6 protein-coding genes are annotated in these 7,038 nt (G+C 62.6%); all 6 read right to left on the bottom strand.

What is annotated here, in order from left to right; translation table 11 throughout:
- Positions 1–146: 146 nt before the first annotated feature.
- Positions 147–2,417, bottom strand: a complete 2,271-nt coding sequence (locus HY011_34680) for a baseplate J/gp47 family protein (protein MBI3428100.1) — start codon at positions 2,415–2,417, stop codon at positions 147–149.
- 122 nt (positions 2,418–2,539) lie between these two features.
- On the bottom strand, positions 2,540–2,938 hold the full coding sequence (locus tag HY011_34675; GenBank protein ID MBI3428099.1) for a GPW/gp25 family protein: 399 nt from the start codon (positions 2,936–2,938) through the stop codon (positions 2,540–2,542).
- Positions 2,938–4,881, bottom strand: coding sequence for a hypothetical protein (locus HY011_34670; GenBank protein MBI3428098.1), 1,944 nt, complete (start codon positions 4,879–4,881; stop codon positions 2,938–2,940). Before HY011_34670 ends, HY011_34675 begins: the two co-directional genes overlap by 1 nt.
- A gap of 149 nt (positions 4,882–5,030) precedes the next feature.
- Complete coding sequence (locus HY011_34665; GenBank protein MBI3428097.1) at positions 5,031–5,744, bottom strand: type IV secretion protein Rhs; 714 nt, start codon at positions 5,742–5,744, stop codon at positions 5,031–5,033.
- 7 nt (positions 5,745–5,751) lie between these two features.
- Positions 5,752–6,822 (bottom strand): phage late control D family protein, encoded by a 1,071-nt coding sequence (locus tag HY011_34660; protein ID MBI3428096.1) that lies wholly within the window; start codon positions 6,820–6,822, stop codon positions 5,752–5,754.
- Positions 6,823–6,834: 12 nt separating this feature from the next.
- The gene (locus HY011_34655; GenBank protein ID MBI3428095.1) at positions 6,835–6,999 is read right to left on the bottom strand and encodes a hypothetical protein; all 165 of its coding nucleotides are present in this window, start codon (positions 6,997–6,999) and stop codon (positions 6,835–6,837) included.
- Positions 7,000–7,038 lie beyond the last annotated feature (39 nt).

Raw genomic sequence — 7,038 nt, 5'->3', positions numbered from 1 at the left:
GGCGGTCAGCGCGCCCGCAGGCGCGTCAATCCGGCGCTGCGCGCCGCTGACCGCCTAAAGGCGGAACTCTAAACACCGTAGGGCCAAGCCCGCAGTTGCACTTGACTACCGCAACCTCGGTGGTTGCGGTGGTTGCGATTCAGAGCTTACTTGCATTGCGTCGCGGCAATCGGCACCGGCAACCGGCGCGGTCTGCCTGTGGTACCGGTATCTGTGCCGCCGCCTGTCCCGTTGCGCAATTGGGCCAGCGGCACAGCCCTGCCCAACGTGACGGAAAGCCCGGCCAGTCGCGGCAATTGCAAACCGGTCAAATTGAGTTGCGGCAAATTGTCGAGCGTGCGGTCGCCCAGCAGCAGTTCATTGACCAGCATCACCCCCGGCACGCGGCTGACGATAGCCATCAGTTCCAAGGCGTTTACCGCCTTGCGCAAGGGCCAGCCCGCGAACGCTTCGGCGCATTCGCGCGCGGCGGGCGCGGGCAAGGGCGCGAGTGCGCGTTTGATTTCCTGTTCGACGGCTTGCGTCACTTCGGCCAGGCTGCGCTCGCCCGCGACGACGTTGATGCCTACCGAAACCCAAATGTCGCGATAATCGGGGCCGCGCAAATACACTTCGGTCGTCACCAGGCGCCGCTGGTCGAGCCAGGCGCAAAGCGTGTTGAGAAACAGCCGGTCGGGCCGGGGCGCTTCAGGATTGGCCGGATCGTTTTGCGGGATGACCAACAAGGTCACCGCGCCAGGTGCATCACCGGGTTCGTTGCTGCCCAATTCGGGGTTGTAGGCGGGCAAGACTTCGAGCCGCCCAATCTCTATGCCGGGCGTGCGGCGCGCAATCGTGTCGAAGTCTTCGGCGGTCACCAACCGTTCGCGGTGTTGCAAAAACCGCGCAATCTGTTTCTCGCCCGCGCTAACCTGTTCGGCATCGGCTCCGCCCCAGGTACGCACCGGATTGTTCACTTTGAAACCCGCAGGCAAGGCCGCGCCCGTCTTGATCGCGCCCACGTTGACGTTGCCCGCGCGCCCCACGCTGTAGGCGTAATCGGCCCGCACCGTGGCATCGCGCGGCAAGCGTGCGCCGCGAAAGCCATCGCCAAACGTGAGGCGGCCCGCTTCGGCATCCAGACGATAGACCTGGCTGGGCGTGTTGCGCGGCAAGGGCGCGCCCGGTTGCAGGCGCGGATCGGGCGCAATGATTTCAGGGCCGGCGGCGGTCAGGTCTTCGATTTCAGCCCAGACGTCTTCGCGCGTTTGCGTAGTCGGCGTGACCGATAGCCGCACCGAGCCGGGAATCACCGGCTGACGCGCCAGTTGAATCACTTGATCGGGCTGGCCCATGCCTTTGGGCAATTGCTCATTGCGCACTTCGGCACGCTGATCGGCCAGCGTCGCATTGATGCCCGCCCACAGCAGCTTCACTTGCGCGGGGCCTTCCACGCGCAGGCGAATCCAGGTGATGAGCCGGTCGCTCAGTTGCGTGTCGTCGAGCGGCGGCGGCAATTCGCCTACGCCTGCTTCCAGCGGTTCGAGCGCATCCCACTTGCCCAAGTCGGCGGGCAGCGTGATTTGCACGATGCCCGGTTGCGTCAGCACGTCGTGCAGCACGCGCGCGTTGAGTTTTTGAAAATTCGGCGCGGGGATTTCCCAGGCAAACAAAGGCTGCGTTTCAGGATTGGCTGGCCCGCCGGGCAAGAGTTGCCGTGCGGCTTCGGCCAACACTGGCACCAGCCCCAGGCTGAGCGTGTGATTGGCGATCTGGTGACGCACCTCGTCGCGCAAGGCCTGCCGCCCCGCGTCGTCATTGGTGGCCGGGCGGTCGCTCACGCGCGTAAGCAGTGCAATCCACAACGAACCGTCGAGCGTATCCTGGCCCAAATTCAGCCCCGCATTGCCGGGCTGGGGAAAAGGCACGCTCTCGTAAAGCTCCAACTCGCTCTGCAAGGGATTGAGCAGGAATGAGGCGTAAAGCTGATCGTAATACGCGCGCAGTTGCTGCCGCCGGTCGGCATCGCCCGTGAAGGCGCGTTTGTAAAAGCACTGCGCCTCGATGGGCAGCACTTCCAACCCCAACGTCGTGCGGAACGGCACCGCGCCCGCATTGATTTCGAGGCCGTGATTGAGCGTGACGGCGGCCAATGAACCGCGTTCGTTGTTGAGGGTCACCAGGCCGCGCGCCGCCGTCGCCGGTTGCAACGGCACGCCCAGCAGTTGCAGAAATTTGCGCCGGTTGCGTTCGGGAATCTGATTGCTGCGATAAAGCAGGTTCTCAGTCAAAAAGGCGAAGGCCTCAATCAGCGTGACCCCCGGATCGCTCTCATTGAAGTTCGTATATTCCGGCGTATGCGCCGGAATGCGTGCCAGCACTTCGTCGCGCAAATCGCGATAGCGGCGGTCATCAATGGTTGGAAGCAGTATTGGCATAATTTCCCGGCTAGGGGCTGTGAGCTAGGGGCTAGGAACTGGGGGCTAGGGGCTAATGGTCAGCAGTCAGGTTTCTCGCGCTGACCACTAGCCCCTAGGCCCCAGCCCCCAGCCCCTGACCGCTAGCCCCCACTCAAACTCACACTCAACGAAACTCGTTCGCGCGCCTGAGTGGCAACCAACCGGTAGTGGATGGTCGCGATGGCGGCTTGCGGATCGGTCGTATCGGGTTCGACCGCGACGGCCTCGAGGCGAATGCGCGGTTCCCAAAGCTCCAGCGCCTGCGTGATGCGTTCGGTGATGAGTTGGCGCGTCGTCACGGTATTCGGCTCGAACAGGAAACGCCCCAGCCCGCCGCCGAATTCAGGCAATTGCAACCGCTCCTGCTCTTCGGTCAGCAGAATGACGCGAATCGCTTCGCGGATGTTGTCCTCGCCCTCTGACCAGACCATGCGGCCATCCGGCCCGAGGCGCGGCGGGAAACTGATGCCACGGCCAAAAATACGCCCGGCTTCGCTCATCAGTTATTCCCCCGCTTGCCCGCCGTGAACCCCGGCAGCGGAAAACAGATGCTGAAAAACGGCAGCCAGCGGAAGATCAAATCCAACAGGCTGACGATCACGATCAACATAATCAGCGCGCACAGCGTGATGATCGGCAACGAGAACGAACACATCTCGCCGCCCGGCAAACCGCCCGGCGCGCACGGCCCGCCATCCGGCACCGACAAGTCTTTGTGAAAGGGCCACGGCAAGACGCTCAGCACCAGATCGCCCAGCGTCAGCCCGCGCACGCGGTCAAGCTGGCCGCACAGCACATCCGAAATCATGAAGGCCGTGTTCTTATCGAATTTGCGTAAGCCCGCCGGCGTCGTATCCAACGGCAAGGCAATGCGAATCGGACGCGCGGGCGCATCGGGATCAAAAAAGCCCGCCATCTGAAACGGCGCGCTCGCCGCACTCACCAGCGGCGGATGCAACGGCCCGCAATTCGGCGTCACCCAGATGCAGCGCAATACAAACCATCCTTCGCGCATATCCAACGGCATTTGGGTGGCGAGTGGCGCGGCTTGCCGCGCTGGCAGCGGCGGCAGCAAGGCGCGCACGGCTTCGACAAACTCATCCACCTTGCTCAATTCCTCTTGCAGCCGTTCAGGTGTGTGGAAGACCTGTGCGGCGTCCACGCTGGGCGTCAGCACGGAACCGTCCCCGGCATCGGCAAAGGCGAAGCGGAAATTCGGCCACGGCAACGCGGTGTTGGATTCCGAAGTCGCTTCTTTGTACGACTGGGCGGCCTCGTTTTCGAGCCGCTGTTCCCAGGGCAGTATCAAGCTGAGCGCTTCGGCGAATGTGCGCGCCTGATAGCGGGCGCTTTGCAGCCGCGTGGTCAGCGGCGCGGGCACGCCGTTCGGAAAGTGCTCGCGCAGGTATTTGGCGAAATCGAGCAGCATGTACCAGGAAACCGTTTGCAACTGTTCGCGCACGTCGCGATAGGCATCCAGAATTGTTTGCGCTGGATTCGCCGTATCTGGCCCTGGCGTCGCGGTGAGCGCCGCATGGGCTTGTGCCGCCCGTTCCAGCAAACGCTTCCACGGCTCGCGCAATTCGGTATAGAGCCGCCGCACGCGCGGATCAGTCACCGGCGGCGTTCCCGTGGGTGGCGCTGCCGTCGCCGCCGTTGCCGCTGAAAGCCCCGCGCCCATGTATTGCTCGCGTTTGCCGACCGGAATCACGCCCGCCAGCAACCGCCGCGACCGCCCATCGTCTTCGGTATAGTTCAACCCGAAGAGTGCCAATTCCTCTTCGCCGTCGGCCAGCCGTTGCCGGTCGCTGCCCAGTTTCTGCCAGCCGTTGCCGGTGGGCGTGACAATGAAGGCGTATTCGTCCCAAGCCTGCGCATCCACGCTGCCCAACGGTTCACCCGCCACCGGCAAGGCTGTGGGCAACAATCGCCGCAACACATAAAACGCGCGCTCCTGTTGGCCTTCGTCTACCACGCGGTCGGGCAAGCCTTTGAGTTGGCAAATCAGACAGGCGCTCACCAGGTAATGCCGCTGGTGCGCGGGCTGATAGAGCTTGAGCGGCGGCGGCGCATCCACTGTGCGCAAGGCGCTGGCGCTGCGCGTCTCGCTCAAGCCGGTCGGACTCGACAGCTTGCGCAAACGCTCGGTGTTGACACGCAAGCGGTCAAGTTTGCGCGCCAACGCCGAGGTCTCGGTTTTCGCTACCAACAATGTTGCCGTCTGGCCCGTCAGCATCGGGCCGCGCCAGGTTTCGGGCTGCGCGATAAAGCCATTCAATTGCAGCGGGTCTTGGGCCAGGATGCGCATAACGTCTTCCATAAACGCATCCGAGGCGAAGCGCAGAATGGCGGGCTGTGCGAAGGCCGCGCGCACCGCCGCTTCTTGCCCTGAGCCAGCCCATAACGGCGCGGGCGCAATCCATTGTTCCTGATGCTGCATCATCGTTATTTGTTACCTACAGGACGCGAGCAAGGTAGCCACAGAGGCACGGAGACACGGAGCTTGTTTACAGTTTTGTTGGCGCTCTCTGTCTTCCTCTGTGTCTCCGTGCCTCTGTGGCAAATCCTTGTGTAAGTCCTGCCTGATGTCTGTTACCAAATGTTGCCTGCGCCCGGCGTATACGACGCGCTGATGACGCTGTTGCTGATGTGCGTATCGGTGCGCGTGACACCGCTGATGTTGGTGTTGCCCGCGTCCACCGACACGATGGGCGCGCGCAGCGTAATCTGACTGGCGCTGATCGTGACTTTGGCCGCCGCGTTGATGGTGATGCCCGCGCTTTCCAGCTTCACCGAATTGCCGTTGCTATCCACGACCTCGATAGAACCGGGGCCATCTTTCAGCGTGATCTTTTGCCCGCCCGGCGTTTCGAGCACCATTTTTTCCTGCCCGGTGGTGTCATCGAGCGTGACTTTGACGCCGTTGCGCGAACGCAGCACCTTGCGGTGATTGTTGCCCGCGCCGTCCATCGTTTCGGGCGCGCGGTCACGTCCATTCCAGAGCGCGCCGATAACATAGGGGCGGCGCGGATTGCCGCCTTCAAATGCCACCAGCACTTCGTCATTCACGTCGGGAATGAACCAACTGCCGCGATTGTCGCCGCCCATCAGGGTCGCGAGCCGCGCCCAGACTTCGTAACGGCTGTCGCCTGTATCGGGAATCGATGGCAGCAACACTTTCACGCGCCCTTGTCCATCAGGATCGCGGATGTCACTGACCAGCGCCGGAAAGACGCCGTACCACAACCCGCCAAGGCCGGTGGGCACGCGCGCTTCCAACAACAAATCGAGAGCGGTGTTTCGCATACTCAATTCAGCCTCGGCCTATACCAGGCCGTTCGACCGTAAATTCCGTGCGCAATCCGTGCACACGATCAAAGCGGTGTTTGACCGCGCAAACGTAATACTTGCCGTTGAAGAGCGGCCCCAGCCCTTGCAAATCTAACGTGCCACCCACGCGCAACCGTTTTTGAGTTTCGGCCACGCCGCGCCCCACCACAAAGCGCCGCGCCCCGCGCCGGAACCAGGCCTCGGCGGCGGCCTGAGTCTCTTCGCCCGTTAGCGGGACGGTGTGCGTGAGCGCTTCGCGGCGTGTGCCGAATTTGTCGGCCAGCAATTGCACGCCGCTCAGATCGCCATTGAGTTCATTGCCAATGGCGTCTTTGGTGGCTTCGTGGGAAAGCGCAGCTTTCGCCGCGACATCCCAGCCACTGACGGTGACGCCGGTCGCCTGGCGCGCCAGATCAGCCAGCACGCTGAATTCGCGCAGATTGAATTTGTAGGTCAGTTGCAAAGTGTCCTGGCCACGCCGCGCGCGCGATTGCGCAAAGAGTTTGCGATCTTCGACCCAAAGTTCGGCATCAATTGCGCGGGCGCGTTCGCGCAGAAAGGCCAAATCGCTCTGATTAACCTGGGCCAGGCTTTTGTGCGTCGGGCCGTTCACGTTGATCTCCGGTTGCAAGCCGTGTTCGTTGGCAAAGCGGCGCAACAGATCGGCGTCGCTGACATCCTCGAAGCTGCGCGTGCGGCGCGTCATGCGCAAATCCTGCAAACGATCTTCGGCTAACACATTCAATTCGGGCGTGCCCGCGCCGTCTTCAGGGTAATTGGCTTCGAGGCCGCTGATGCGTCCGGTGAACGCTACGTCCTGCCCGAATTTCACTTGCAACTCCTGCCCGAAATCGAGCGTGCGGCGGTCAAAATAGAGAAAGCCCGCGCCCTGCCCGCTCGCGCCCCAATTGCCAAACAACGCTTCACAACGAAAGAGCCCGTCGGTGTTTTCTTCCAGCAACATGCTCAGCAAGGCGCTCGAGAGCGCAGGCTTTTCCTCACCCGCAAGGCTCAGCGTGGGTTGCGTGGCGCGTAATGTGGAACGATTCGACATAACGACTCAGCCTCAATGCGCCAACACGCGCGCCTCGCGTTCTTGCTGGCGTTCGAGCACGCGCACAATCGTTTGTGCATCGGTCGGCGGCGGTTGTGCCGCGGCTTGTTGTCGGCCTTCGCCGGCTTGCGTGGGAGGTTGCACTTCAACTTCAAAATCATGAATGACGACGGCCATCGTTTACTCCTCGGTGCGGTACCGCGCGCGTGAGCAAGC

This window comes from Acidobacteriota bacterium (assembly GCA_016196035.1).
Taxonomy (GTDB): Bacteria; Acidobacteriota; Blastocatellia; order RBC074; family RBC074; genus JACPYM01.
The sequence above is the reverse complement of the archived record's forward strand: the minus strand, read 5'-3'. Positions and strand labels throughout refer to the sequence as shown.